Genomic DNA, 364 nt, shown 5'->3' with positions numbered 1-364 from the left:
CCGACATCTACACTCGTCTCACTACTCTGTTGCGGTCCACGACGCACTTGCGCTCGTACTACGAGATCCTCTACGTGCAGCGCCAGGGCAGGGAAGTGCTGGCGCGCCAGCCCATCGAGGTCACCCCCGTCGAGGCCAGCGGCGCAGCCGCCGGCTCGGCCCCGGCCGGCGCCACCATCCCCGTTGAAAGGAAAGGGCCCTACTATCAGACGGACTAAATCTCGGACGACGAGGCCGGCGCCGGTGGACGAGACCAAATCAGCTAAGCCTACACCCGCGAGGGCTCGCCGCTGAAGCTGACCATGCCGCCAGAGGCCGGCAACTACGAGATTCTCTACGTGCAGCGCCAGGGCCGGAAAGTGCT

At 65.7% G+C, this 364-nt stretch carries 1 protein-coding gene; it reads left to right on the top strand.

What is annotated here, in order from left to right; genetic code table 11:
• The coding region (locus ACEWQZ_RS02765; protein ID WP_476481546.1) for a hypothetical protein at positions 1-218 on the top strand (218 nt) is incomplete at its 5' end.
• Positions 219-364: the final 146 nt, after the last annotated feature.

The organism is Wenzhouxiangella sp. YN1 (assembly GCF_056324145.1).
Note: the sequence above shows the minus strand (reverse complement) of the source record. Positions and strands in the feature narration are given on the sequence as shown.